The sequence below is a fragment of the Streptomyces lacrimifluminis genome (assembly GCF_014646095.1).
In the GTDB taxonomy this organism is placed as follows: domain Bacteria; phylum Actinomycetota; class Actinomycetes; order Streptomycetales; family Streptomycetaceae; genus Streptomyces; species Streptomyces lacrimifluminis.
Window position 1 is genome coordinate 1 of the sequence record NZ_BMMU01000055.1, and the last position, 26,545, is coordinate 26,545.

Annotated in this window: 8 protein-coding genes and 1 pseudogene; 3 read left to right on the top strand and 6 right to left on the bottom strand. The window is 66.4% G+C overall.

Annotated elements, in window-relative coordinates:
* On the top strand, positions 1-366 hold a 366-nt coding region (locus IEY89_RS38245), incomplete at its 5' end, for a hypothetical protein (protein ID WP_229695679.1).
* A 275-nt stretch (positions 367-641) separates the two neighbouring features.
* On the opposite strand, the gene IEY89_RS38250 is transcribed toward IEY89_RS38245, so the two are convergent.
* The 4 genes from IEY89_RS38250 to IEY89_RS38265 form a co-directional block, all read right to left on the bottom strand.
* Positions 642-2,594: a DUF3732 domain-containing protein gene (locus tag IEY89_RS38250; RefSeq protein ID WP_189152143.1), complete on the bottom strand. Its 1,953-nt coding sequence runs from the start codon at positions 2,592-2,594 to the stop codon at positions 642-644.
* Positions 2,595-2,625: 31 nt separating this feature from the next.
* Complete coding sequence (locus IEY89_RS38255; RefSeq protein ID WP_189152144.1) at positions 2,626-3,102, bottom strand: three component ABC system middle component; 477 nt, start codon at positions 3,100-3,102, stop codon at positions 2,626-2,628.
* 2 nt (positions 3,103-3,104) lie between these two features.
* Positions 3,105-4,307: an ABC-three component system protein gene (locus IEY89_RS38260; protein WP_189152145.1), complete on the bottom strand. Its 1,203-nt coding sequence runs from the start codon at positions 4,305-4,307 to the stop codon at positions 3,105-3,107.
* A 358-nt stretch (positions 4,308-4,665) separates the two neighbouring features.
* Entirely contained in the window at positions 4,666-7,515 is a 2,850-nt protein-coding gene (locus IEY89_RS38265; protein ID WP_189152146.1) for an XRE family transcriptional regulator, read from the bottom strand.
* A gap of 807 nt (positions 7,516-8,322) precedes the next feature.
* Between IEY89_RS38265 and IEY89_RS38270 the strand changes: the two genes are divergently transcribed.
* Together IEY89_RS38270 and IEY89_RS38275 are read left to right on the top strand one after the other, a co-directional pair.
* Entirely contained in the window at positions 8,323-17,736 is a 9,414-nt protein-coding gene (locus IEY89_RS38270; RefSeq protein ID WP_189152147.1) for a Tc toxin subunit A-related protein, read from the top strand.
* A gap of 14 nt (positions 17,737-17,750) precedes the next feature.
* The gene (locus tag IEY89_RS38275; protein ID WP_189152148.1) at positions 17,751-18,080 is read left to right on the top strand and encodes a nucleotidyltransferase domain-containing protein; all 330 of its coding nucleotides are present in this window, start codon (positions 17,751-17,753) and stop codon (positions 18,078-18,080) included.
* A 31-nt stretch (positions 18,081-18,111) separates the two neighbouring features.
* On the opposite strand, the gene IEY89_RS38280 is transcribed toward IEY89_RS38275, so the two are convergent.
* Both IEY89_RS38280 and IEY89_RS42260 read right to left on the bottom strand, forming a co-directional pair.
* Entirely contained in the window at positions 18,112-24,561 is a 6,450-nt protein-coding gene (locus IEY89_RS38280; protein ID WP_268240800.1) for a toxin TcdB middle/C-terminal domain-containing protein, read from the bottom strand.
* A gap of 605 nt (positions 24,562-25,166) precedes the next feature.
* Positions 25,167-26,198: pseudogene (locus tag IEY89_RS42260) on the bottom strand (SpvB/TcaC N-terminal domain-containing protein); the annotation flags it as partial.
* Between the last annotated feature and the right edge of the window lie 347 nt (positions 26,199-26,545).

Consider the following 26,545-nt stretch of genomic DNA (forward strand, 5'->3'; position numbering starts at 1 on the left):
AGAGATTGTTCCATGGGGCCGCCAGCGTCTCCGCAGGACAGCATTCTGAAACGATCAGTTAACCGACCCGCTGGAGAACTTCTGCGGATGGTGCGGGCGAAGATCGACGGCCATTGTGACACCGAATGGCCGCCAGCTCTCGACGTCATCGAGAGGGCGATCAAGCGTCGCAACAGAGTCGTCCACGACAGCCTTACGGTCGGTAGGACCTGGCGCGAGTACGCGACTGGCGGCGATGAGTGGGTGCACGTCACCACGACACTGGGCGAGGAGGAGTGCGACACCGACACTCTCGTGAATGACCTTGCTCTGCAGCAGCACGCCACTGCAGCAGCCGTCGAAGTGCTGAACTGCCTGACCATCTGAATTCCTCGCCCGTCGGCTTCGGGGCCTCAGCCTCGGCAGCCGTTCGGGGCGGACCTGGTCCGCTACTGTTCTATGCCTCTTCAGCATCTAGGCCAAGGAATCGAAGACGCCGTGGCGCAGCCGCGTCTGGGAATATGTGGGGATCTGCTGGTTCAGTCATCGCTTCGCAGGCAGGGTGAGGTCGCGGTGCCAGTGCTGCGGCCGTGGCACCGGCGTCCAAGCCTTCGCGGGGCCCGGCTCGCGCTCGCAGAGCCGGGCCCCCTTGTGCGCGGGTGTCAGTCAAGCCAGTCGTTCGGGATCAGGGCCTTGCGCTGACCGTCGAGCGGCCGCCAGTTCTCGACGATGGCGTCCTGGAACCAGGGCTCTTCGGTGAGGTTGGCGTGGTCGCACACGATGATCTGCAGAGCGCCTTCGTTGAGGTCGGCTACGTCTTTGAGGAGTTCGAAGTAGGCAGTGACGGTGTTCCAGTCGGCGTCCTGGACGGTGGTGGCGTCCTTGATCTTGGCGGGGAAAAAGGCCTGGGTCGGCTGGTCGAACATGAGGAAGCCGGGGACGGGCCGGCGGTGGAGCCGGAAGTAGGTGTGCAGGGCGAGATGGGCGACCATGTGGTAGCCGATCCAGTTCTTGGCGCTGCCGATGCGGTTGAGCGGGAGGCGTCCTTGGGGGCGTCGTACGACGACGTTGAGCTGGCTGAGGCTGATGGCGACTTCGTCTGCGGAGGCGGCCTGGCCCAGGTCCAGGCGCCGGGCCCAGGCGGTCATGTTGACGGCGATGTCGGCCAGCCGACGTTCCGCCTCGGCGGCGACATCGTCCTCGTCGATCAGGGCTTGAAGGGTGGCGACGTTCTCCTGGGCCAGGACCAGGTTGTTGCGCAGTTCGCCGATGTCGCCGGCAGGTGATCCTGTGCCGGCGGTGAGAGCTTGGTCGATGCGTCCCTGGATCCGGGCGATGCGCACATGCTGGTCCTGGAGGTTGCGCATGCGTTCGTCGTTGGTGGTCAGTTCCCGCAGTTGCGCCCCGTTGACCTTGAGGCGTTCGACGACGGCTGCCCGTTCGGCTTGGAGGGATCTGCGGTGCTCGTCGCGGATCGGCTGGATGCCCTGGGCCTGGCCGAGTTCTTCCGCAAGCTGCGCGGTGAGTGTGGTGATCTCTGCCGCCGAGGCGTCCGGTTCCTCCAGCGGGCGGGTGCACATCGGGCACAGAGCGGTTTCGTAGTCGCGTTCGGGTCCCAGGAGGTTGATGGTCTGCAGGCGGCCGAGTTGCAGGTGGAGTTCGCCGGTGAAGGCCTCTCCCTGCTTTTGCCAGCGGTCGACGAGGGCGAGTGCCTCGTCGAACTGCTGCAGTTGCTCGCGCAGGTGCCGTCGCTCGTCGGTCAGGCCCTGACGCCGGTCTGTGAGATCCACCGGGCCCACGGTGGAGACCGTGACGGTGAGCGCCTGCTCCAGGAGAGCGCGGATCTCCTCGGGGCCGGGGGCCGGGGGGACTTCCTCCAGGAGTCCTTCGCTCTGGGCGAGGCGGAGCAGGGCGACACCGCTGGCGTCCACGGCGTCGCGGTGGCGGTGGGCGTCGTCGAGCTTGCGCTGGGCGGCGCGCTGGGCGCGCTGGGCCTCGTTGAGGTGGTGACGGCGCAGGGCCTGTTCAGGTCCGGCGGCTCCGAGGAAGTAGGGCAGGGTGTCCTTGAGGGTCTGGGCGATGCCGTTTTCGGTCTGGCGGTGGAAGAGGGCCTTTTTGTCGGCGATCTCGTTCTGGTTCTGGAAGCACAGCAGGGCCGCCTGGGCGACGGAGACGTCAAAGGCCTGGCGGGCAGCGCCGGTGGGCGGCTGGAAGCGGAAGTCCTCGATGCCCAGGCGGGCACTGACCTGGCTGCGCAGCGCGGCGACGTTCGAGTTCGGTGTCAGTTCATCGGCACGGGGCAGGTCGAGGGTGTCGCCGCCGGTACGGATCATGGCCTGGGTGGTCGAGGCGCCTGCGGGGCGGGGCCGGGCCAGGAGCATGCGGCTGTCGTGGAAGGCGACCAGGAGCGCGTACCAGCCCACGGTCCGGTCGATGGGTTCGTCCGGCAGGTTGGGGGTGCTGCGGCCCAGGCAGTAGTCGACGATGTCGAGGATCTCGGACTTCCCGGTTTCGGACTCGCCGGTGAGGATGTTGAGCGCCCCGGGACGAAACCGCACGACCCTGGGGGTGGGCCGGCCGTCTCGGTGGTAGAGGGCCAGGGCGAGTAGCTGCATGGTGGTTCGTAGGCTCCTTGGGCAGAGGTGGTCAGGGGCGGACGCCGAGGAGGTTGTAGGCAAGGGCTGGCTCGACGACGGCGAGCCAGCGGCCGACGAGGCCGGCGCGGCGGGCGCAGTCGGCGACTTCATCACTGGGGGCTTGCGAGGCGGCCTTGGGCGGGCGGGGGCAGCGCAGTCCTCCTGCGGTGACCTCGAGGGCGTGGTGGCGTAGGGCGGTGCGCAGGCTGGCGCGGGTGTATTCGGTCAGGGCAGCGGCCCGCAGGGCGAAGGCGGCCTGGTGCTGGGGGTGTTCGGTGAGCCAGGCAGACATCGAGTGGACGGCCTGGGTGGGCAGGTCGTTGCGTGTGTCGGTGGGGAGCACCAGGGGCAGCACGAGGAAGGCGCTGGGCCAGGGCAGGGGGCGGTTGGCCTTCTTGGTCGCGGCGTGGACGCCGGTCGCCAGGAGGTAGGCGCCGAAGGCTGTGTTGAGCAGGGCTTGGGCTTCGGGAACGCGGTGGTTGGTCATGGTCACTGGCCTGGCTGCTCGTTGTGGTTCTGGCACAGGTCGGGATAGTCGGGATGCCAGCCGACCGATTCGTCGTCCTCGGCGCTGTGGGCCCTGCCGGCGAGGCTGTGCAGGGTGCCGCGTCCGATCCAGCTTTCGGTGGTGCTGCCGGGGCGGGCGGGGATGCCGGCGGCCTTGTCCATGGAGTCGTCGAGGACGCGTTTTCCGACGGCTTTGCGTTCGGCGGCGGGGGTGTCGTCCTCGACCGCGTCCGTGTGCCGGGTGAAGACGTGGTCCCACTCGTCCCACAGGAGCCGCTCGTAGCCGCCGAGGGCCTGTTCGGTGATCGTGAAGTCGCGCAGCCATGCGGAGCGTTGCGCGCGGGCGTAGTGGTAGTCGCGCAGGTGGCTGGCGATGGTGCGGTCTTTGAGTCCGATCCACTGCATCTGGGCAACGACCAGGTCGTTCTTGTAGGCCGTGATCTCGGCCTGGGTGAGGCGGCGCAGCGTTTCGGTGATGGGCAGGTTCTTGCCCGTGAACCGGTCGAGGGTCTCTTCCAGGCGGCACTGCAGTTCCTGGGCGGTGACCGAGGCCCGTGCTCGGTTCTTGTCCAGCAACTCCACGGCCATGCCGTACCACCACCCCTTGATGTCGTCGAGGATGGCGCGGGCGTGCTGGCCAGGCCTGATCCCCAGTGCGCGGGCCAGCTTAGAGTCGAGGTCTGACATCAGCGGGGACGCATCGCTGATCTCCATGGCGGCGACCAGCCGGTAGCGCTGGGCAGGGGTGAGGTCGGTGAACTTCTTGCGGTCGTCCGCGGTGTTGCCGGGCTCGGCCGCTCTCGCGACCGCCTCCATGCCGGCCAGGGCATCGTCGACGGAGCACCCGGGTCCGGGGCGGAGTTTGTGGAGGAAGGTGCCTTCGGCCGCCACCTGGGTGGTGGCCAGCCGCAGCAGCGGCATGGTCCCGTCGGACAGACGCCCCAGCACGGTCAGAGCATCGACCCAGGAGGCGACCGAGCGCCAGAAGTCCTTGCCCGTCTCGCTCAGCCGCCCGGCACGCTCACGGTGTTTGGACTGCAGCAGCACGAACGGGTCGCTGCTGTCCTGGTACAGGAACTCGATGTCGTCGAGGACTTCCATGCGGACTTCGACCGTGATGTCGTCCCAGCTGCGCTCGGCGAGTTCCAGCAGGGCCAGTTCGCACTGGTAGAGGTATCCGGTCATCTGGCCTGCCGCCGAATGCGACCCTGCTTGCGCCACGTTCCCCACTTGCGGTCGGACCTGTATCAACGGCCGTCGGCTCGCCAGCTGTGACGACCAGCCGAGACATGCTGCATGCGGCGAATCGGCATGAACCGGACCTCCGCTCCTCTGTCGGCGTAACGTAGCACCTCTCGGACAGGGCCTGACGCCTGTTTGCCGACTCGTTCTGACCGTGATCCACAGAGCAACTCCACCCCGGCCTGGGACCACTGCGCCAGGAGGATCAGTCGAGGAGTCCGACCAGTTCGCGGCGAAAGAGACCGGGCTGCGATGTTGGCCCTGCCATACGGTTGCCATCACCCTCTGGACACAGAGGAGATCATCGTCTCCGCAGGCGCGCCGACCTGTCATGCAGAGCTTGCACCGCGCCGTGCGTGCCTGCCGCGACCTCCTCCGTGAGTTCTTCGCGGCGGTCGTGTTGTTCAAGCAGTTCGACAAGGTGGCTCATCGTCAGCATGTCATCGGCATGGAAACGGCGCAGAACGGAAATTGCCTGGTCGATCTCGCCTCGGCGAGTCAGTACGTGCGCCAACGAGTCGGCCGATTCTGCGGCGTAAGCGGGGTGTCGGGTCAGCCAGTTAATGGCGTCCTTGATGCGCCCCTGGTCCGCCAAGGTCTTGATCAGTGAGGAGGTGGCGGACCGTGAGCCTGTTTCGGCTCGTTCTGCCAGTTCCTCGAGGCGGTCGTGTTCGGCCAGGAGATAGGCGAGGTGACTGCCGGCACGTTCATCGGGACCGTCGAGCTCGGCATCCGCTTGAGGCCTCAACATGGCAAGGGCCTGGTCAACATGGCCGTGCCGGGCCCATGGCGTAGCCAGTTGTTCGGCGAGCCCGTTGGCAGCGGGCTTCTCTCCGGCCTCGGCTAGTTTGCACCAAATTGCATAAGCCTCCTCAAGTTCTCCCTTCTTGGTCAGGGCACTGCCTAGTGCTGCGATGGCGTGCCAACTGCCTGCGTCAGCGCGCTGGCGTACTTCGTCGATACGCTGGTGTTCCGCCAGGAATTGCGCAAGCTTTTGATCAGCGTTGTCGTCACCGGCATCGGCCCGCAGGGTCAGTTGCTCGATGTGGCCGTGGTCAGCCAGATACCGGGCCAGCTCGTAAGAGGCGCGCAAGCCTCCGGCATCAGCGATCCGTGCCACCTCGTCAAGGCATGCGTCATCGAGGAGCAGGTCCACCAGGACCCAGTCCTCACCGGTGTTGTCTGTATCCCGTGCACGCCAGAGGGAAAGGGCTTCCTTGTTGCGTCCGAGCCGGGCGAGTGAACGCACAGCGGTCCGGTCTCCAGCTTTGGCCCGCTTGATCCAGATCGTCGCGGCCTGTTCCGATTGGCCACTCAGCGCGAGGAGATCAGCCAGTTGGCCTTCGGCCTCCTCGTCTCCGGCCTCGGCGCACGGCTGCAGAACGGAAGCAGCCGCATCGAACCGCTCTTCTCGGGTGAAGTGTTCCGCCAGATGGAACGCCGCTTGCCTGTCTCCAGCCATTGCGCGTTCGATCAGTTCGTCGGTCTTTCCCTCTTGCATCAGCAGCTCGGCCAGCCGGTCGGCCGCATACACGTTTCCGGCGTCTGCCCACGACGTCAGTTCATCGATCCGGTTCTGCATGGCGAGCAGGTGGAAGAGAGGGATTGCGTCGGAGTTGCGCCCCGTGTCGTCGACTGCACGGCGGAGGACGGTGATGGCCTCATCGACGCTGCCGCGGTCCCGCAGGAGCTCAGCCAGCCGCGATGAAGCATCCCGATGGCCCGCATCGAGTGCCCGCCGGTAGAAGGCCTCGGCGTAGGGGGCCCGTCCGCGGCGCTCGGCACTGTCCGCAAGGCGTAGGACATCGCGGGCATCGTGGTGGTCGACCAGTGCTTGCCAGACTTCGTCCGGAAGTCGCGTCGTGCGTCGGACCAGGCCGGCGTGCTGGTGGAGGTAGTCCGCGACGTCATAGCCAGCTACCTGACCGATCGCACCGGGGATCGGTGTGAGAGTGGCTGCCGCGCCGTGCACCGGGGTGGTGGCGTAGCTGAGTGCCTGATCGAGCCAGTCGGCGGAGGCTGTGGCCCGCTGGCGGAGGGTGAGATAGCTCGGAGCAGCTGCGGCGAGCAGTTCTTTCGTCAGCGGGGGCTGAGCCCCGACGCGGCGAGCGTCGAGCGCTGCGGTGATGACGGCTTTCCCGTAGGGATGGGGGGCGTTCTCCCACCATCGGACGAGTTCGGGGCCAGCCGCGAGGATCTGAGTGATACCGGCGTCGGGGGTCGTGAGCGCAAGCCGGAGGCGGGCGTCTTTGCGTGCTTGCAGTCGGGCGCGTTGCTGTTCGTCCGGGCTGAATGCTGGGGGGATGTCGATGACGTGGGCCAGGCGTAGCAACTGGCGGTCGTTGTCGTGCGGGTCGATCGTTCCTGGTTCGCGCGCTGCGATACGGCGGGTGTACTCGTCAGGCCACAGTGTTCCGACGAGTACCGTGCCCGCCGCGATCAGAGTGCGGGCGGCTCCGGCGGGCAGGCCGTTGTAGCCGTTGAGGTAGCGCTGCAGTTCGTCTACCCACACCACTGTGCGAGGGGTTGGATTTTCGGCGTGTCTGCACAGTGCGTCGGTGTCGCGGGGGTGCAGGAGCCACCACTGTGGGAGCTTCGCCTTGACTGCCTCGCACAGTGTCCTTGTCTTGCCCACCGATGATCCGCCGAGTAGCAAGATGAAGCCACCGTGCTTGGCAGCTTCGTCGAGTGCCGCGCCGAGGGCAGCGTCAACGTCCCTGGCCACGTAGTCAGGCTGGTCGTCGGCGACAGAGTCGTCGACCTGAATCGAAGCGTGTACCCCGAGCAGACGTGGTCGGGCATCGCTTACACGCACGGCGCCTTCTGGCATGGCGAGTTCAGCGGTGCTGGCTCGTTCCCAGGCTGCCAGCCACTGCGGCAGATCGTCACGGGAAACACTGCATGCGGCCAGAAACGTCAAGACGACGTCCTTGGACGGGGCGATGTCTTTGTCGGCCAGCAGGTCGGACAGTGTGGAGGCCGGCAACCGACGCTTTCGGCCCTGAAGGGGCGCCATCTTCCCTGCCCGGTCGTCGAGTTCCGCATAGGACAGGCCGCGGCGTTCCCTCAACGCACGCAGGCACGAGCGCAGCTGGCGTGGTGTCACCACGGTGGAGGGATCCATGCCGGGCATGGACGAGGGCTGGCTCATGGGTGGCTCCTGCGGTCCCTGTCCGGTGTCTTCTGTGGTGCATTCGCCGAAGCAGCGTAGAGCCGGGCTGGTTTGTCTGCATCCGCCCAGCTCACAGCCTGATCTCAGGCCCTTCGCTGTCCGGGCTCCTCCGCAGATCTGACCGAACCGGCTGGCGGCTTGGTGAGCTGTTGCCCGTCCATCAGGGGAAGCCGGCCGGCCCCCGCCTCTACGAAAGCGGGATTGACCACCATGGAGCACTGGTTGAGCATCATCCAGGCTGTCGGCGATCTGATCCACCTGATCAACGGACTCACGACCCTGGCTATGGCCGTCACCGACCTGGCAGGCCGCCGCCGCAGCGACCGCGACTAGACAGAAGGCAGGGGCGCCTGCTCTGGTCTCCCGCTGAGGGAGGCCAGAGCAGGCTCTGTGCAGCTGCATACCGGGCCGGGCTGGATATGCGCCGCCCGGCCAGTGGCCGATGTCGCCCGCCGACTGCCAAGGTTCCGCTGTTTCCGTAGCGACGCCGGTCGACAGCAGGAACACATCGCTCGCACCGTCGGAGCAGCGTGAGTGTCTAGGCCGCCCTACGCCTGCAGGCCTTGGGCGGGCTGCGTGCCACGTGGCCCCGGAACCGTGAGTTGATAGTCGGCTATGTGTACTCCGTCGGCGGAGCAGCAATTGCGAAATCTAGCCCTACAGACTCAGAGTCGTTACATAGCGGGGCAAGAGGGGCGCCTAGGCCTGTCCATGGTGCTAACTCAGCGGAAACGCATGGCAAGACGTGCTCCGAAAACACGGCGCGTTGACACTGGGAGCAGCAGCATGCCAGCAGAGCGATCATATCTGATCACTGGAACGATTACGGATTCTAAGGGCAATCCGCTGCCGGACGCGCTGGTCCGGGCCTCCGGGCCGGGGCAGGGTCACCAGAATTCACCGCTTGGGGAGGCCTTTACCGAGAGCGCCGGCCGCTACCGGATCAGGGTGGATGAGGACTCCTCAGATCCGCATACCCACGTCGCCACGGTCATCATCACGGTACTGATCGACGGAATCGTGGTGGGCACGAGCAAGCCGAACCGCAAGCAGGCACCGGAGACGGTGATCAGCCTAAAGACGGGGTTCCAGCCAGCGACGCCCGCCCAGCGAACGGTGAGCGGCATCGTACGGGACCAGTTCGGCCAGGCGATGCAGAATGTGACCGTACAAGCGTTCGACCGAGACCTACGGACGGAGCAGTTGCTCGGTCAAAAAGCCGTGGCCCAGGACGGACGCTATGAGATCTCCTACACCGACAACAAATTCAATGCGGACGAGAAGGGATCGGCGGACCTGGTCCTCGTCGTGGTCAAGGACGGCACGGTGCGGTTCCGGTCTCCCGTGCACTACAACGCGCCCGCCGACTACGAGGTCAACCTGACGCTTCAGGGTGCGGTCTATACCGGTCCTTCCGAGTGGGAGGTGCAGACGGGCGCCATCACACCGCTACTCGGCACTCTCAAGCCGATCGACCTGCGCGAGGACCAGCAGCATCAGGACGTGTCGTTCCTCGTCGGCGAGACCGGCTATACGGCGCTTGAGATCGGCACCTGGGTGGCTAGCTGGCGGCTCGCCGACAGGACCCAGCGGGACGGGACGCCGTTGCCTGCCGAAGTCTTCTTCGCCTTCCTCCGCCAGGGCGAGCCATCGATCTTCCGTGAGTCCCTGCTCGCCGACGTCCAGCACCCCGAGCGCATCACTCTGATGGAGGAAGCGCTGCTCCGGGCGCTGTCCGGTCTGGATGAACAACGGCAGCGAGACCTGCTGGTCAAGGCCATCGACGACAACCTGGTGTCGGCCAACCTGCGGCCCAGGATCGGTGAATTCCTCGCGGTCCTTGCGCACATCAGGCTCAAGTACACGGCCGACATCACCGTGGGCGGAGGCAAGGGCACGATCGGCCAGCTGCTCAACGTCGCCAATGTGCCGGCCGACCAGCGCACCACGATTCTCGCCACGATGTCAGACCACACCGGCTCGCTGGCCGAGCTGTGGAAGCGGCTGGATGATGATCCGTCACTGCCGGACGCCACCGTCAAGAAGGTGCGGACCGTAGTGGAAATCGGGTCGCTGACCCGCAATCACGTGCCGCTGGTAACTGTGCTGGCCGACGACATCAACAGCGGCCGACTGACGAAACGCGCTCTGGCGCAGTATTCCAAAGCGGACTGGTTCGACGTGTTCGCGCGACGGCTTCCCAACGGCACTCCGGTCGGCGTGCCGGACAACATGGACGGCACCACCACCGAGGAAAAGAAGGCAACGTACGCGGCCATCCTCGACCAGCAGTTCGAGCGGTCCTATCCGACCGCGTCCCTGGCGGCGAAGATCGTCCGATCTGACTCGTCAGCGGAGCAGCTGAGTCGTCGTGTCGCCCGGTTCCTGAACGATCATCCTGACTTCCACCTCGACCGCTTCCGGATCGACCACTACCTGGCTGAGCAACTCTCACGGAACGGTGGCGACCGCCAGCGACAGGACGGCGCGGCAACCGCCCAGCCAGATGCCGAGCTCCTCGCGGAGCTCGCTTCAGTGCAGCGGGTGTTCAAACTCAATCCGACGTTCAGCGCCGCGAACGCCCTGCTGTCCCAGAGCATCGACTCCGCCCAACAGATCTACTTCATGGGTGAGGGGCAGTTCGTCAGTGTCCTGGCCGGGTCGATCAACAGGATCGAGGCGCGAAGGATTTACCGCCGAGCGGAGAACGCGTACGCCCTCGCATTGACCACCTTCGCCGACTACAACCGCGCACTGACCGGGGCCCTGCCCGCCGCCCTGCCCAGTCCGCAGACGGCGCCTGAGTCCCAGCTTCTGGCGGGTGCTTTCCCTACCCCGCAGGCAGAACTCGAGCGCGAGCCCCAGCCGAGAACCTTGCCCAGCCTGCAGACCCTCATCGGATCCCTCGATTACTGCGACTGCCCCGCCTGCCGGTCGGTGTACAGCCCGGCCGCACATTTCGTGGACGTCCTGCGCTTCCTGGGCGACCGCGGCACTCAGGGCACTGGCCCCCACAGCGGCAAAAGCGTTCTTCAGGTTCTGCTCGAGCGACGCCCCGACCTCGGCGACGTGGAGTTGAGCTGCGAGAACACCAACACAGCCGTTCCGTACATCGACCTGGTCAACGAGATTCTGGAAGACGTCGTCACTCCCCCCGCCCTGGTTGTCCTCGATCCCGGGATCGAGCCGAAGCTGGTCGAAGGGCCGATCGCACCGGAAATCCTGGCGGAGCTGAGGACGAAGAACGTCGCCATCAGCGACGACGCCTGGGTGTACGCCCCGGACAGCCAGGGCCGGTGGGTGATCAGGGACAGCACCCACTCGTACAGCGTCTTCCACCGGGGAGCCGCCCTCTGCTTGCGGGCGACCCGTCAGACGACCGGCTCCGCAGCCGAGGTACGCGCCAATCCCGAGCATCTGAACCTCTCTGCATACACCAAGCTCACCGGCGAGGTGTTTCCGTTCAGTCTGCCGTTCAACCTCGCCAACGAGCAGAGCCGCGGCTACCTGGATCAGCTCGGCGTGCCACAACCGCGGCTGCTCGAACTGTTCCAGCAGTCCTCACCGGACGGCGCGACGAAGACGCCGACCGACGCACAGGTCGACTGTGCGCTGTTGGGGATCGGGGACGTCGAGCGGCAGGTCCTGAGCGGCACACTCGGGCGTCAGCCGTGGGAGTACTGGGGACTCGCCGAGACCGGCAACTCCATTCCGCACCCGGACACCCCGACGGACCCGACCCAGAACGTGACCGGTACCTGGATCGAAGTGCTCGCCAAGGTGCCCGTGATGCTGCACCGGACCAAGCTCGCCTACCGAGACCTGGTGCAGCTGCTGGAGATGCGCTGGGTCGATCCGGCAAATGCCCTCACCATCCTCGAACCGGCCGACCCGAACGCGGCCGCCTGCGACACCTCCTCCTTCACCATCGGTGGCCTGACCGCGGACGCACTGGGCCAGATCCACCGTTTCGTGCGGCTCTGGCGGCGGCTCGGAATTCCGATGTGGGAGCTCGACCGCTACCTCACTGCCTGGACACTCAACGACACCGGGCTGCGCGGCATCGCCTCGACCCGGCGGTTGCAGGAGCGGACCGGGCTGGACTGGTCCACGCTGGTCACGGTGTTCGCCGGCTTCGACGACCACGAGTACGTCGACCGGGCCACGGACGGAGGAATTCCGGTCCAGACCGTCTACCAGCGCCTCTTCCGGAACCGGCTGGTGGACGCAACCGGCGGCTTCCCGCCGCGGGCCGCCGAGCTCGGCGGAACGATCGGCCAGCGGGTACCTGGCCTGCTCGCCGGCCTACGCCTCAGCGAGAGCGACCTCGGCCTCATCCTGGGCGACCGATCGCTGAACTTCGGCTCCCCGCTCAACGCTGGGGTCCTCGCCGACCTGCACCGGATCACCGTACTGAGCCGAGGGCTCGGCCTCACCATCGGTGAATTCCTTCGACTGAGGAGAATGTGGAGCTCCGATCCCTTCACGTCGCCGGCCAGTGCCGTGGAGTTCAGCAGCCTGGTCGATCAGGTGACGTCATCGGCGTTCTCCGTCGCTGACCTCGACTATCTGCTGACCCACCACTTCACGGTCAATTCCGGCATCGCGCTGGAGGACCGCGCCGTGCTGGCCTTTCTGAAACAGCTCAGACAGGGCCTCACGGAGATCGCCGACCGACTGGCACGGCAGAAGGACGAAACCGACTCCGACTACGTCGCCACCCGTCTGGGGCTCGTGCCCACCCTCGCTGCGGACGCCGATCTGGTGACCGCCCTGGCCCTCGTGAACGGCAGTTGGACAGGAACAACCGCCGAACGCGAGGCCCTCATCGACCGGTACTTCAGTGTGCTCTTCAACGACCTGGCCGAAGCTCATGGGAAGCTGGCCGCGCTGCCGCCCGGTGAGACACCGGCCCAGCGACAGGCCCGGATCGACGCACGGTTCGCCTTTGTCCTGCCGCCGTTGCAGGCGTTCCTGCTCCGCAACCAGAAAAACCTCTACATCGATCAGCAGGTGGCCGCGCTCCTCGGAATCGACGAACAATCCGCCGCGACGGCACTGGCCAGGCTGCACCTGCCGGGCTCGACCGCCGACCTGCGCAGCGTCATCAACGACCCACGGCTGCTTGTGACGGCCTCTGATGGCAGTTTCCAGTTCCCACTGGACGAGCTGACCTTCTCCGACATCTACAAGGCCCTGCGGCTCCTGCACAAGGTCGCGATCCTCATCGGTAAACTGGACATGAAGCCTGCTGAGGTGAGCTGGTGGCTGTCCGACGACCACGCCGAACGCCTCGGCTGGATCCGGGCCGACATGCTCGGCGCCGATCAGAGCACCACGGTCGCGATCGGCCGCTGGACGGCGATGCAATGGTTCTTCCACTGGAAGTCCCAACTGCCCACCTCGAGTCTGTCAGCACTGGACTTCGCCGACGAGCTGCTCTCCCCCACCGGGCCGTCCACCGCCACGATCACCGCGCTGGCCAAACTGACCGCCTGGCAAGCCGAGGACATCACTGTGCTGGTCACCGCATTCGGCTGGCTGGCACCAGCGGGCGTGGACCAGGTCAAGGCCCAACTGGCGAAGGCCCCGAACCTCCGTCGTGTCGCGGACTGCATGGCTGCGCTGCCCCGGCTGGGGGTCGAGGCGAAACGGGCTGTCGCCTGGGCCCAAGCCACGCCCAGCGCCGCGGTCGCCGATGAGATCAAGCAGGCGCTGAAGGCACGTTATGAACTCCCGCAGTGGCTGGAGGCCAACCAGCCGGTGCAGGACACGTTGCGCGAACGGCGCCGCGATGTCCTGGTGGACTGGCTGGTGGCACACCCTGACGCGAACCTGGACCAGCACTGGACCGATGCGAACGGCCTGTACAGCCATCTCCTGATCGACGTCGAGATGAGCGCCTGTGCACTGACGTCCCGTCTGAAGCAGGCCACCGGCTCCGCCCAGTTGTTCGTCCAACGGGTGCTGCTGAACCTCGAGCCGGACATCGTCGCAAGCACGGTCAAAGATCCCAAGTGGAAGCAGTGGCAATGGATGCGCCGCTACCGCGTCTGGGAAGCCAACCGTAAGGTCTTCCTCTACCCGGAGAACTGGATCGAGCCTGAACTGCGCGACGAGAAGTCGCCGTTCTTCGTCGATCTCGAAAACGAACTCCAGCAGAACGACGTCGCCGCGGAAACCGTCGAGCAGGCTTACCGCGGCTATCTCGAGAAGCTGGACAAGGTGGCCAATCTCGAGATCCGCGCGATGTACGAGGAGCGGATCGGCGACGAGTCCGTGCTCCACGTGGTGGGCCGTACCCGCAGCAGTAAAGGAGCCGAGTACTTCTACCGCACCAGAGTCAACCGGGCCCGCTGGACCCCGTGGCAGCCGGTCGGCCTCGAGATCCAGTCCGACCACCTGACACTGGGCATGCACAACCGCCGTCTTCACATGTTCTGGCCGCAGTTCCTGGAGAAGGCAACAGTCCCGGACCACGTAGAGACTCCCAAAGCGGATTCTTCCTTCTTTCTGCCCAGGCCGGAGAAGTACTGGGACGTCCAGCTGTACTGGAGCGAGCTCAAACAGGGGAAATGGACACCGAAAGTCCTGTCGGACACCCCGATGACGGTGTCACGCCTGGCGACCGCCGTCTTCGTGCTGGATCGCATCACCTTCCGGACCAGAACGGCACCGCAGATTCGGACATGCCTGTTCACGAGCCCGGTCCCGGACTGGATCGCGCCGAACGGCAAGGACTACTTCGAGAAGCTGGGCCCGCAGATCACGCCTGGTGAGGCGGCCCTCGCCGAGCACCTCGTCTCGCCACCGAACAGCCGGTTCAGCGGAAATCTGATCCAACACCTCGACCCGCCCCAGTACTTCTACTACTCGTCCGAGATCGATTCCCCGAAAGACGAGCCGCACCGAATTCAGTCCCATTCGAACGCCGAGCCGATCGTGCTGCTGCAGAACATCGTGCCGCGCCGCACCTGGACGGTGATCGACTCGCAGGCCCTGGGGTTCGCCGGTTCCGGTTCCTTCTTCACCTGGGATCCCGCACGCACCTACTTCGTCGACTACGACCACCGCACGTACTGGACGTACTTCTCCCGAGCCTGGCACAGCTGGTCCATCTCGTCGTTCCGGTTCCAACCTCACTACCACCCGTTCGTGGAACTCTTCATCAAGGAACTGAACACCTGGGGCCTGCCGGGCCTGCTGAACCGGCGCATCCAGGTGAGCCCGGAAACCGTTCCAGGTAGTGCGCAGCCGTTCGAGTTCGCGACCTACCAGCCCAACAACAACACGGTCGCGCATCCGTGGCCCACGGAGAAGGTGGACTTCGACTACGAGGGCGCGTACGCGGCGTACAACTGGGAGCTGTTCTTCCACGTCCCGATGTTCATCGCGGGCAAGCTCGCCGCCAACCAACGGTTCGAGGAGGCACTGGAGTGGTACCACTCCGTGTTCAACCCGACCAGCACCGACACCGCAACCGCCGATCCGGACACTCCGCAGCAGAAGTTCTGGATCACCAAGCCGTTCTACGAGACGACCAAGGCCGACTACTACCAACAGAAGATCGAGAACATCATGAAGGTCATCGCCAAGGGCGATGCCAAGTTGCAGGCCCAGGTTGCCGAATGGCGCGATCACCCGTTCAATCCGCATCTGATCGCGAGAATGCGCACGGTCGCATACCAGAAGAACGTGCTTATCAAGTACATCCAGACACTGATCGCCTGGGGTGACCAGCTCTTCGGTCAGGACACCATCGAATCCAACAACGAGGCGACTCAGCTGTATGTGCTGGCCGCGACGATGCTCGGGCCTCGGCCCAAGAACGTCCCCCGCCGGGTACCGAACCCGGTGCGGACCTTCTACCAGCTCCAGGCGGCCGGGATCGACGTATTCGGCAATGTGCTGCGGCAGGTGGAGAATCTGCTGCCAGGCGTCCCCGCCCCGTCCGCGCCCGTTCCCGACGGCCCCGAACTGCCGCGCCTGGATGTGCTGTACTTCGGCATCCCGACCAACGAGAAGCTGCTGACGCTGTGGGACACCGTCGATGACCGGCTGTTCAAGATCAGGCACTGCATGAACATCGCCGGACAGGTCCGTCAGCTGCCGTTGTTCGAACCGCCGATCGACCCCGCCCTGCTGGTCAAAGCCACGGCGGCCGGTCTGGACATCGGCGCGGCGCTCAGCGACATCAGCGCGCCGATGCCGGCGTACCGCTTCTCGGTGATGCTCCAGCGCGCGCAGGAGGTCTGCGCCGCGGTCAGCAACCTTGGCGCGGCCATGCTCAGCGCTTTGGAGAAGCGCGACGTCGAGGCGTTCACGGCGCTGCGGTCCAGTCATGAGATGGCCTTGCTCGATCTCCTGCGGGATGTCCGCGACAGCCAGGTGGCCGAGGCGCGGGAGACCTGGGAAGCCAGCCTGCGCAGCCGCGATGTCGTCGAGCTCAGACGGGCCTACCACCAGCGGTTGCTCGACGAGGGCCTGAACACTGGAGAGCACGTCTCACTCGCCCTGTCCGGCGTCTCGCTGGGCTTGGAGGCGACAATCGTGGTCGGAACCATCCTGAGCGGTGGTCTGAAACTGATTCCGACTTTTCTGGCCGGTGCTGCAGGCTTCGGCGGTACGCCTACCGTGTCGGGATCAACCGGCGGCCCGCAGATCGGGGGCGCGGCGGAGTCTGCGGTCTCCGTGCTGCGCTCGCTGGCCACCGCGGCCGAGAAGGGTGCCAGCGTGGCGAGCGTGCTGGCCGGGCATGCCCGGCGCGCGCAGGAGTGGCAACACCAGGCGGCGATGGCCGCCACGGAGCTCCCCCAGGTCGACAAGCAGATCCTGGCCGCAGAGATCCGGCACCAGATCGCCGAACAGGAACTCCGCCATCACGACCGCCAGCGGGCGAACGCAACTGCCGAGGAGGACTTCCAGCGCACCAAGTTCACCAACAAAGAACTATTCGACTGGATGGTCGGCCAGCTGTCCGCCGTGTACTTCCAGAGCTACCAGCTGGCGTTCGACCTGGCTAAGCGAGCTGAACGGTGCTTCCGGCACGAGCTGGGGCTCTCCGACTCGAACTATGTCCGCTACGGCTACTGGGACAGCCTGCGGAAGGGCCTCCTGGCCGGCGAACGGCTCGGACACGACCTGCGCCGACTGGACGCCGCCTATCTGGAGCTCCACAAGCGCGAATATGAGCTGACCAAGCACATCTCACTCGCCGACCTGGATCCCGTCGCACTGCTACAGCTGAAGACCAACGGTGAGTGCTTCATCGACATCCCCGAGGCGATCTTCGACCTGGACCACCCGGGGCAATACTTCCGCCGGCTCAAGACGGTGTCGCTGTCGGTGCCGTGCGTCGTCGGACCCTACGGAACGGTGGGGTGCACGCTCACCCTGACCGCGAACAGCCTGCGCAAGGACGCCTCCCTGCTGGGCGGGAAGTACCCCAGGGACCCTGCGGGCGACATCCGGTTCCGCGACGGAGTGACAGCGGTCCAGTCGATCGCCACCAGCTCCGCCGTCAATGACGCCGGAGTGTTCGACCTGCGGTTCGACGACCAGCGGTACCTGCCCTTCGAAGGGGCCGGCGCAATCAGCTCCTGGCACCTACGGCTGAACTCCGAGATCGCACAGTTCGACACCGACTCCATCTCGGATGTGGTGATCCACCTCCAGTACACCGCGCGCGAGGGTGGCGGACTGCTACGCACCGAAGCGCTCAAGGACATCGACAAGACCTTGTCCTCCGTGGCCCTGGCCGGCGGACGGAACGGCCTGTACCGCGTGCTGGACCTCAAGCGTGAATTCCCGGACGAGTTCTACCGGTTCCTGCATCCCGCGAACCCGACCGACGACCAAGCGATCGAACTCGGTGACCTCACCGATCGGCTGCCGTCATTCACCCGCGCCTTCGCCACCAAGAAGGTGCGGCGCGTGGAAATCGCCGCGCGGATGAAGGACACAGCCACGTACGAGGTGCAGCTCGCGCCGCTGGGATCCGGGTCCGGCGATCTCCTCACGCTGGCCCCCGACCCCACATACCGGGGCATGCACCGCGCGACCAAGGATCTCACCGGCCAGGAGGCGCCGATGACCGGCTGGACGGTGAAGATCCGCAAGGCCGGCGCCCCGGACTTTCACTCGCTGCCCGCGGACGCGGTCGACGAGCTCTTCCTCCTCCTCAACTACACGGTGGACTGACCATGACAGGACTCATGACGGACCAGGAAATCGACTCCATCGTCGGACGCATCGTTGAAGTGGCACGGCCGGAACGCATCCTCATGTTCGGCTCGTACGCCAAGGGCCGGGCGACCGTGAACAGCGACCTCGACCTGCTCGTCGTGATGCCGACGGACGCCCCTGCCTCGATGAGGGCATCGGAGGTGGAACCGTACCTGGGCGGCTGGGCGGTACCGGTCGACCTGCATTTCGTCACGGTCGAGGAGCTTGAGGAGTACGGCAGGGAAGAGCACCACTTTCTGCATTCTGTGCTGCAGTCCGGGCGGACGCTTTACCAGCGACATCGGGAGTCAGGAGCATAGTGGCGCCCAAGCCGCACAGCCCCGAGACCCTTCAGTTGAACCAGCCGGAGATGGTCCGGCCTATGGCGATGCCCGGGGCGATCGTGATGGCGCTGAAGGCTGCTCCGGTTGCCCCGATGATTACGGATGCGTCGTGATTGATACCGAGGGACTTCGCGGCGCCTTCGACGGCCGAGCCGTGCTCGGCAGCCACGTCGCTGATGCCGAGCGCCTCGTTGGCGACCTCACCGACCGCCACGCCCAGCCTGGCAGCGTCCACCACGTCGCCGGCCACGGGGATCAGCCCGACAGCGTCCAGGGCGGCCGTGCCGGTGTTGCCCTGGGACGCCTCGTATCCGGCCGACGCGACGCCCGCGCTGATGCCGACGAACGGGATCACCTTGAGCGCCTTGGTTCCGAGCTTCTTGAGTGCGCTCTTCCCGCCTGCCTTCGCGCCCTGTTCGATTGCCTCGGTTCCGGCCTTGATCGCTTTGGCTTCTGTCTTCACGGCCTTGGCCGCAGCCGTTTCCGACTTGACAACCTCTCCCGTCGGGCCGACCTTCGGCCCCTTCTCTGGTGCTGCCGCCCCGCCCTTGCGGACCGCTTCGACGTCACGCTGGTCCATGGGGACGTTGGACGTGCGCCAGTCGACCTCGGCAGCCGCATCGAGTTGCCCCTGCGGTGTGAGCTTGCCGCCGTTGCCCGCCCTCGCTCGATCCACCGCGTCGTCGATGAGCCCTTCCTGAGCGGTGTGGCGGGTCCTTGTCGTTCGCTTGCCGGTCTGATCCTGGACGTCGACGTCCAGACCCTGTCCTTTGCGGCTGTGGAGCTCCTGCATGCGTTGCCTGTCCCAGTCGGCTTCGCTGATGCCAGACTCCGGGGCGTGGCGGGCCGCAGCGGTGTGGCCCGCCTGGACGGTGGCACCCTGGTTCATGCCGCTGGACGCCCGGTGTGCTGCGGCCTGTTTGTTGCCGTACTTGCGTGCCTCCTTCGTGTTGAGGTCCCATGGCTTGCCCCGGGGCGTCAACGGAGCACGTTTGTCCGTGAGCAGGTCCTTGACCGTGTTGCTCTCGTTCAACTCCTTGACCAGTTGGTCAAGATCCTCGAAACCCTCGCCCTGCGTGCCCGACGGGTCGACCAGCCGCGTCGGGGCATTGTGGACGTACGCGTACCGATTGGTTCCATCCTTCAGTCCGGCTGGGTCGGGCGATGTCCAGCGCCCCAGCCACGGCGCGTAATACCGCGCCCCGTGGTAATAGAACCCGTTTTCCTCGTCCCGCTCCTTCCCCGTGTACCGGTAGCGTTTCGCCGCCTCTGTCGTGCCGCGCCCTGCCTGGTAGGTGGAGCTGCCGTAGGGCGCGTACTCCTCGTAGGAGATGATCTGCGCCGCGTCGTCGAGCTCCAGCACCGCCGAGCCGAGGTGGTTGTCGAACTGGTAGCGAATCCGCTGCCGGGGTACTCCGGGCTCGGACCCCTCGGTGCGGGTCTCCACGAGGGCGATGCGCCGCTGGTCGTCCATGATGTGCAGCGTCTCTCGCACCAGCGGGTTCGCTCCGTGGGCGCGATAGATCTCGAGGGCCCCCAGGTAGACGCGTTCGTCCTTGACCTGGCCGCCGGGGAGTTCGGTCACCTTGCGTACCCGTTGCCCGCCGGACTCGTAGACGTACCAGGTACGTTCGCCCTGGTGCCGTACGCCGTCGGCGTCCGCGGGGTTCACCACCTGCCGCTGGGTCATCCGCAGCCGGTCGTCCTCGTCCCACCGCATGGTGTGCAGGTGCGGCATGTGCAGTAGGTTGCCGTGTGCGTCATAGCCGCCCCCCGCGGCGCTGTAGGTCTCGGTCACGCCGTCGACGGTGGTGCTGGTCAGTCGGTTGCTCAGTTGGCCGGGCTCGAGCCCGCTGGTCTCGGCGTAGGCGTAGGTGCGTGTCCATCCTGCGTGTGCCGGATCCGCGCCGCGGTGACGCATTTCCAGGAGGTTACCCACGGCGTCGTAGACGTACCGCTCCACATACCGGCCCATGGCATTGCCGTCGCCGGGGTGAAGTATGGGGATGCGGGCAGCGTCGTTGTACGAGTGCGGGGACGGCGAGTTCGGCACGCCTCCAGCCAGGCCCAGGTGTTCCCGCCCGGTGGCCTCGATCAGCCGGGAGGCGGCGTCGTAGGTGTACTCGGCCGCCGGCTCGACGCGCTGGTTGCGGAAGAAGACGGTCTGCTGGGCGGTGTCCCGGATGTGTGTGATGTTGCCGGCCGGATCGAAGGTGTAGTGGAGGTTCTGCACCTGGCAGCCGGGCCACCCCGCCGGGGCCACGTCAGGGCAGTCGCCCGGGAAGGCGGCCGGGTCGCGGCGGGTGTGCAGGTGGGTCAGCCGGTAGGTGCGGGGGTCGTAGCGGTAGCGGGTGCGGACGCCGTTGCCGTAGTCGATGGAGGTGCGCTGGCCCTTGGCGTCGTAGTCGATGTCCTTGACCGCGGCGAGGGTCGCGGTGGCGGGATCGAGCAGGCGGGTCGGCTCGGCGGGCGAGTCAAGCCAGGCGTGCAGTCGTTCCAGCAGGCTGGCCTCGTTGTAGGTCGGCTGGACTACGTTGATCACGGTGCCGGGCCGGTCGCTGTGCGGGGCGACCGACTGGGTGGGGCGGTTGAGGGCGTCGTACCTGGTCCGGCTGGTGAAGGTCTCGGGCTCCAGTGACGGGGAGCTGCTCCAGTCCAGGGTGGCTTTGTAGTCCCGGGCGAGGCGACGGCGTCCGCTCAGCAGGTTGCCCTTGAAGTCGTAGTCGTCGGTGGTGACGACACCGGCCTGGTCACGGTGTTCGATCAGCCGCCCGCGCGTGTTGCTCAGGTGCGGGTCGGGGCGGCTCTCTCCGTATGTGCTGCGTTCGACGACCAACTCGGCACCCGCGCCTTCGCGCAGGAAAGACTCGGTCGGCCGGTGAAGCGCGTCATAAGCGGTGCGGAAGCGGTGGCCGCGGCCGTCCCAGGCGTAGCGTGGCTTGCCCGCCACGTCGTGCAGCATCCGGCGTTCGCCCGCCTCCATGCTGGCATGGCGGACGGGGTTGCCCAGCATGTCGTGGTCGTACCTGATGATGACCCGGCCCGCCGCGTCCGTCACTTCGCGCTGGTTGTTCTCGATGTCCAGGACGACGCTGGTGCGCTGGAACTCCTCGACCGGGGGATCGGAGACGGGCGCGTCGCTGTAGCGCAGCCGGTTGTGGACCACGGTGACAATGGTGCGGCCGAGCGAGTCGGCATGGGTGACGGTCGGCGTCGCGGCATGCAGCTCGGTCTGCCGTGCGGCCCTGGTCTCGTTGGCCCGGTCGTCCGAATCCGGGTACTGCGCGGCCAATGCCGCCGCGTGGTCCGGGTCTGTGCGAAGGGCATGCCAGGTGGGCAGGTACGCGCCGGTCTCGAGGCGTCGGAAGTGGTCGCCCACGTGGACGTCGGCCGCAGGGTCGGCGACGAGCACGGTGTCCGTAACATTCCAGGTCTTCTGCCGCCACGGGTCGAAGACGGTCTTCTCCCAGCTGTGGTCAGGGCGCAGGGTCGCGACCACGCGGCCGATCGGATCGTAGAGGAGCACCGGGCTGACCCCGATGCGCACGTCGGACTCGAAGCGGTGGGTGTCGGTGAAGAACGGTTCGAATTGGCGGACGGCTTTGCCCTTGTTGTTGAACACCGTCCAGCCGCTGCCCACCCAGCGCGGGTCGATGTCGTGGGCGGTCGGCTGCGGCTGTCCGTCGGCGCCGATGATGATCGTGCCGTCGGTAGCACGCTGCGGCACCGGGCCCGGCTCGGCCGGGACCTTCTGCTGGATCTCCCGGCCGAACCCGTCGACGAAGGCGAGGGAGACCTGGATGCGCGGGAGGCCGCCCGCGGCCAGCTCGGCGGCGTGCTGTTCCCGAGCGAGCGTGGCAATGGGGATCGGTGGCTTGCGTGCCGGATCGGGTTCGCGCCAGTGGGCCGTGAGGTCGTGCACCACGCGGTTGGTAGCGCCGTCCAGAAGGGTGGCCGCCAGCGGTCCGCGGGGGTTGGCGAGAAACGCGTCGGTCTGCGCCCGGGTCAGGTTGGCTTGGAATGCCGCGGTCAGCTGGTCGCCCTGGGCCGGCACGTCTTCCGGTTTCCCCATTAGCGCGGTGCCGGCGACCATGCCCAGGGCGTCGAACGCGACCGCGGACCGGTTGCGGTTGGGATCCATGACCAGCGCGGGTTGCAGCACCCGGTAGTCCTGCGTGAGCCGGACCGGTGGGCGGGTGGGGTCGGTGTGGCGCTCCCCGACGGTGATCCGGTTGTCGAGCGCGTCGCGGGTCTCCTGCAGCAGCAGGTCGTAGGTGTCGTACGTCACCACGCCCTCGGTGCTGACCGCCTCGGTGTGGAACGGATCGCGGTGACGGTGCGGCAGGAAGAAATGCTGTCGGGCGTGCGCCAGCTCCTGGGCCGGGGTGTCGGCCGGGTCCGGTGAGTAGAAGATGCGGCCAAGGGGCGCCCACCAGTTGGCGTCGCCTTCGGTGTGCACGTAGCGGCCGTCGGTTGCCAGCATGGTGTCGGTGACCCGGTCGCCGTACACACGGGTGACGAGGCCGGGGGTGAAGGCGAGCTTGTAGCTCTGGAAGGGCAACCCCAGCGGCTGGAGCTCGCACAACTGGGCAGGCCCGGTGAGGTCGTCGCGGCGGTAGTACGTCCGTACGTGTTCGATCAGACGCTTCTGCCTGATCCCGGCGATGGGCGCGGCTTCGTAGTCGAGTGTGGCCGCCGTCGCCACAGCGTCACGGATCTCGTCGAAGGTGAAGCGGGGGCGGCCAGCGGGTAGGCTCAGCCCGGTCAGCTCGTAGGTGCGCGTCTGGCAGGGCAGCGGCGTGCGATGGTCGGAGGTCGAGTCGATCGCGTTGGTGACGTCGTTTTTGGTATGGGTGATAAGGATCTGAGCCTGCCGGGCCTGATCGGCCGACGGGAGCGAGGTATCCGGTCGGCGGCGTCCGTAGCCGATGCTCACCAAGCTGCGCACATTGCCGAAGTCGTCCACGGCCAGGGTGATGGCATGGGCCGTGCGCGGGTCGGCATGGTTCCGCTCGTACCCGTAGGTGACGGCCTCGCGGGCGTGGGTGAGGAACACCGCGTGGCGGTTGACGGCGCGTGGCTGCAACCGGCGAACGGTGAAGTTCTGCTCGGAGACGGTGTACGGATGACCGTACGGGTAGGCGTCGGTGCCGGTCCCATCGAGGGCGTAGACCTCCTGCCTGAGGACCGATCCGCGCAGAGCGCGGCACGCCTGGCGTTCCTCCTCGGCGGTGAGACCAGCGGGCAGCACGGTGTCGGCCAGCAGCAAGGCCCGCGCCTGCTCGTCGGTCAACCCGGGTTCGCGGTAGTACTCGCCCTTGTCGGAGGCATCCAGCAGCCCCGCGAAGAAGTCCGACACGTGCGCGCCGCCGAGGTGGATGCCGGTGTGGAACCATGTCCTGGTGAGCACCGGCGGCACGTGCGAGGACGCCTCAACGTTGTCGCCGACCGGGAACGCGACGCTGCTCGACAGCGCCCCGATGTGCTCGGTGTCCTGCTGCTCCACCATGCCGAAGCCGCCGAACTCCCGTTCCTCGCCGTCGAAGTGGCCGTGGTGGTAGGCGTAGCGGGTGACGAACCGGTTGTGGCTGGCGTGGTCGTAGGTCTCGACCCGTTCGACGACGTGGACCGGGAACGGCAGGCGGCTCACCCAGGGGCGGCCAGCGCGCTGGTCCGCCAGGTAGAACTTCGTCGAGGGCGCGTAATGGACTCTGGTCTCCGCACCGAGGTTGTTGACCGCTCCGGTCAGCAGGTGAGGCTTGTCGCCGCCCATCAGGTCGACGTAACGCATCGGTCGGCGATGGTCAGCTGGCAGGGGTGAGGACCAGACCAGACAGGCGGTGCCGTTTCCCAGCAGGTCGGCCGTGGTGACCGAGACACCGTCGGCGGCGGCCGGCAGCCCACGCAGCCGACGCGGATCACTGAGCCGGTTACCCGCCTGGTTGAAATAGAGGCATGCCCCATCGTGGTGCAGGTAGATGATGTCCGTGGTGCCGGAGCCGTCGATGTCGGCCAGCAGGATCCGGCGCTGGTCGAACGCGTCAGGGGTGTCGAACCATGGCGCGTTGTCCACCGTGACCTTGGCTCCGAACCGTCCGTAACCGAGACTCGGCCAGTAACAGACTTCTCCGTTACGGACGCGCACCAGGCCGGCCAGGCCGTCACCGCACATATCGGCCAGATGAACGGACTGGGTGCCGTCGGCGAATACTAGGCGTGGGCCGTCCTCCTCGACGAGCGGCTGGGTGACCCGCGTGGCCGGACCAAAGCCCTGCTCAGCGAGCGAGGGATACCAGACGACGGCATCATCCTCGGTGATCAGTACGTCGGCGTTCCCATCGCCGTTGAGGTCCACGAGCCGCAGGTTCGGGTCGCGGAAGTCGAGGTTGAGGCAGGACGTGAAGGGGCGGAAGGGTAGCCACCCCTCGTCGTCGTCATGCTCGTACAGACCGGGCATGGGGCCGTCCAACATCGCCAGGTCCAAGTGGCCGTCACCGGCGAGATCCACCAGCCGTGCCCGCCGGCCAGGAACAGGTTCGGCTTGGTCGCGACCAGTTCGGCCGGACCGAATCGGGCGGCGGTGGAGTCGGTGCCGTCGCCGGTGCCTTCGTCAGGGAGCGGGCTGCGGTTGCGGTGGTAAATCCAGCCGCCGCTCAGCTCGGTGAGTACCCCCGGAATCCCCTCGCCATGCAGGTCGACCCACTGGTATACGCCGTCGGAACCGACTGGCGGGCTTTCCGGGGGTTCTGCCTCGACGTCGCGCACTTCGTCCTGGACGACTGCCTTGCTGTACTCGAGCTCCAGCGGCGGCAGCGACTGCTTGAGGTAAGTGGCGTACGTGGCGCCGCCGCGCACCACGACGGGCTGGTTGTCGTCGCGAACATATCCCGACTGGGTGACCCGGCGGATGAATGATGCGATGCGGGTACTGCCCTGATGGGCCAGTTCGTCGTCCACGGAGACCGGTCGACTGTAGTCGAGGTCGGCATAGTCGAACTCGGTGGACCGGACCAGTCCTTCGTAGCCGTCCTCCCCGGTCGGCAGGTCGGGGATGTGGTGGAACATCAGCACGCGGCGGCACCGGCGGTAGGTTCGCACCTCGAAGCTGGCACGATGCGAGGAGAACGGGTCGGGGCGCGCGGCCCACGGTTGGGCTGGTGACGCGGAAGCCCGGGCGAACTGGTGCTGCTCGGCCGGGGGCAGGGCAGGGTCGGGATCGACGGTCTCGTAGTGGCCTTCGTCGTAGTCGAAGACCACTTCGAACAGCCAGGTTGCCTGGCTCAGGTCCGGTTGGACGAGCCGGGAGACCCGGTTGCCGTACTTGATGCGCTTGAGGTACCGGTTCGCTTTGCGCAGTCGGTTGCGTTCGCTTGCCAGAGAGTGGTCGACATTGTCAGCGTTCTCCGCCGCGTACTCGTAGACGACCGCGTTGCCCTTGTCGTCGAAGCTCTCGCAGATGAGCCAGCTGAAAACGCGAGACGATTCCTTTGACGGCTGGTGGTCGGCCGGACGCTCGATGCGGGAGCGGCTGTCGGTGCCGTACAGCGTCGTCACATTGTCGGCGCTGACGGAACGCCAGTGCATATCGCCGGTGACGACCTGGGTCCAGCGTTCGATGCGAGCGAAGAGCCCCTCGGTTCTCGGACGGTACCGGTGTACGACATATCCGGGTGCGCTGGTGTCGTCGACGAAACGGGTGCCGTCCGGCCGGAGTACGGGCACCAGGTCCTCGACACCGGAGAGGATGTAGACGTCGGACTCGTCGGCGTCGTGGTACTGCGGAAGGCCTTTGTCGGTCTTGCGTGTGATCGAGGGCAAGGCCAGGCTCCAGCCAAATCCGAACGGCCCGTTGCCCGCGCCCGAGTTGTAGGAGAGCGCGAGTTGCGGTCCGAAACCGGAGCGACCCGTGCTGGTGGCGATGGGTACCGTCATCGCTCCGGTGCCGGTGACCGGGTTCGCGGCGAACTTTTCGCCTATGCCGCGAACGGCACCTCCGCCTTTGGGCAGGGAGATGGACGGGGGTGAGGGGAGGGAACTCCCCTGGCCCTGTTGATCGCCAGCCGCCCGCCCCGAGACCCGCTCAGGCGCCGCCATGGTCGCCTGCTATGTTGCCGGGCCTATCTGAGACTGCTCGTTCACACCGCAATTGGTTCCTCCCGTGGTGTGCATGAGGTCGCAATCCGTGTCAGCGGAGCCTGCTAGAGAGCCCGAAGCTTCCATAATCTGTGCCGGCTTCTCCGAGCACATCCAATTCCACGCTACTCGCTACGCCCGGCATCGTCCTGCCATGCGCAGACCGCCGCACTTGCGCGCCCGCCAATCATCTGACCGATGATGTTCTGCTATCGGGGCATCAGCTCTGGACATTTCAGTCGCGCACTCTAAGACGGTGTCCTACATGGTCAGTTGGCAGTTGTGCTGGGCATGGGGAGTGGACGGTG